This is a genomic window from Serratia sp. HNCC26DJ206 (assembly GCF_057180605.1).
This window is the reverse complement of the sequence record NZ_JBXUGP010000083.1, coordinates 1-2654: the sequence shown is the minus strand read 5'-3', so window position 1 is coordinate 2654 and position 2654 is coordinate 1. Positions and strand designations below refer to the sequence as shown.

Sequence of the window (2654 nt, the reverse complement as noted above, 5' to 3'; positions counted from 1 at the left end):
ATTGCCAGCAATGGTAAAAACCTGACGCTCAATACCGCCAACCTCAACAACCAGCAGGGCACCATTGTGCATGCCGGTGACGGTGCACTGACCATTCAGGCTACGCAGATGAACGGTGATAAGGGCGCGGTACTGTCCAACGGCAGTCTGGCGCTCAGCGGTACCCAACTGCAACTGGATAACACCACTACTCAGGCAGGAAATATCACCCTTAACTCCGGTAGCCTGTCGCACCGTGGCGGACAGATGACCCAGACCGGCAGCGGCACGCTGAACCTCAACGTCACCGATCTGTTCGATAATCAGGACGGCGCGGTGTTCTCCAACGGCGCGTTAGCGCTGACCGCCGGAACCCTCAACAACCAGCAGGGCCAACTGATTGCTGCCGATAAGCACGACCTGACGCTGACCCTCGACGGTGCGCTCAACAACCGTGATGGCCTGATTGCCGCCGATGGCCGTTTGACCTCGCTCAGCGGCGCGGTGGATAACACCGGTGGGTTGATGCAGGCGGGTTCAGCACTGAGCCTGAACAGTCGCGGTGCCGAGGTGCTGAACCGCAACAGCGGCGCACAAGGCGGGCTGGTCAGCGCAGGCGATATGCAGCTTGCGACCGGCAACCTCGATAACCGCAACGGCCAGATTGCGGCCAACACCCTGAATGCCCAGACCGGCAATATCAATAACGCCGCAGGCAAAATTCTGGCAGACAAGGGGCTGGCACTCAGCAGCGGAGCCCTCAACAACCAGGCGGGCAACCTCCAGTCTGGTGCGGCACTGACGCTAAATACCCACAGCCAGACGATAGACAACTCGGCAGGCGGGCTGATCGGCGCAACCGGGGCGCTGTCGCTCTCCAGCGGCGCAGTGGATAACCGCCAGGGCAAGCTGGTGGGCGGTGGTGATACGGTATTGCACACTGGGTTACTGGATAACCGGGGCGGTCAACTGGCTTCTCTGAGCAATCTGTCGCTGTTCAACACCGGTCTCCTGAACGATGACGGCGGTTTGCTGCAAAGTGCTGCCGACCTGCTGATCGATACCCAGAGCGGAACCCTCAGCAACACTCGCAGTGGTGACCAGGGTGGCATTACCAGCCAGGGTTCGCTGACGCTTAACACTGGCCTGCTGGACAACCAGCAGGGTGTGCTGATCGGTAACCAGCAACTGACCCTGACCTCCGGGGCCGTCAATAACCAACAGGGCCAGATCGCCGCACTGGGTAGTATCAATGCCCTGACGCAGGCGCTGAATAACGCCTGGGGGACGTTACAGTCCGGTCAGGCGCTACAGTGGGATACTCAAGGCTCTGCGCTCGATAACCAGAACGGCACCCTCAGTGCGCAGGGTGATCTGTCGCTGACCACCGCCGATGTGAACAACCAGCACGGGTTGCTAGCCTCTGGCGGGGCGATGGCGCTCAATACCGCTGCGTTCGACAACAGCCTGCAGGGCAACCTGTTCAGCAAAGGCACATTGGATCTCACCGCCAGCCAAATCAACAACCAGCAGGGCCAGATCCAGGCGCTGGGTAATATGGCGCTTAATGCGGCTCAATCGGTGATCGACAACGGGGCTGGGCTGATCCAGGGGGCGCTGAATGTCACCCTGAACGCTGCCAGCATCTTCAACCAGAATACTCTCGATGCACAACATGGCATCCAGGGCGGTAGCCTGACGCTGAATGCGGCGGATGTCGACAACAGCCAGGGTGCGCTGCGCGTGGATGATGTGCTGACGCTTAATCTGAGCGGTAGCCTGAACAATACTTCGGGGCTGTTGAGTGCGCAAAACAGCCTGCACACCCAGGCCCAACAAGTCACCAACAGCGCCGGGGCCATGGAAGCGGGTCAGCAACTGACGCTGAACAGCGGTTCCCTGACCGGCGACGGTTCGCTGCTGTCGCTGGGGGACATGTCGCTCACGTTGGCGCAGGATTTCTTCAATACCGGATTAGTCCAGGCGGGCCATGACCTGAGCATGACTACCCAGGGCACTCTGACCAACCAGTCGTTGATTCAGGCGGGTAACCAACTGGATCTGACGGCCACCAACCTGTTCAACAGTGCCACTGCGGAAATCAGCGCAGGCACCACGCAACTCACCACCACCCAGACCCTGACCAACTACGGCCTGATTGACGGCTTTTATACCCGCCTCAACGGTACTACCGTCAATAATATCAGCAGTGGCCGCATTTACGGCGATGCGTTAGCTATCCAAGCGGGAACATTGAACAACCTGGCAGAGAACGGCCAGGCGGCGACCATTGCTGCTCGCCAGCGCTTGGATCTGGGTATTGGCACCCTCAACAACTACGACCATGCGCTGATTTACAGCGATGGTTTCATGGCAATAGGTGGGGCGCTGGATGGTAACTATCAGGCCATCGGTCAGGGCGGGGTGCTGAACAATCACAGCTCCACCATTGAGTCCGCCGGGGATATGGCGCTCAATATCGGGCAAATCAACAACGTCAACGACCACTTCTCGCTGGAAAACGTGCTGGTTTCTCAGGAGCAGATCTCCGAATACGAAGTGGCACGCCTCAATAACGGCGTGCGTTACAACGACCAGGATTACACTATCTATATCTACCAGGACGAAGTGAACGTCCTGTGTATCGAAGGGGTGATCTGCCACACCACCGACGG

At 58.9% G+C, this 2654-nt stretch carries 1 protein-coding gene; it reads left to right on the top strand.

Annotated features, from left to right (window positions below):
* On the top strand, window positions 1-2654 hold a 2654-nt coding region (locus tag AC2A1E_RS23920), incomplete at both ends, for a beta strand repeat-containing protein (protein ID WP_484385829.1).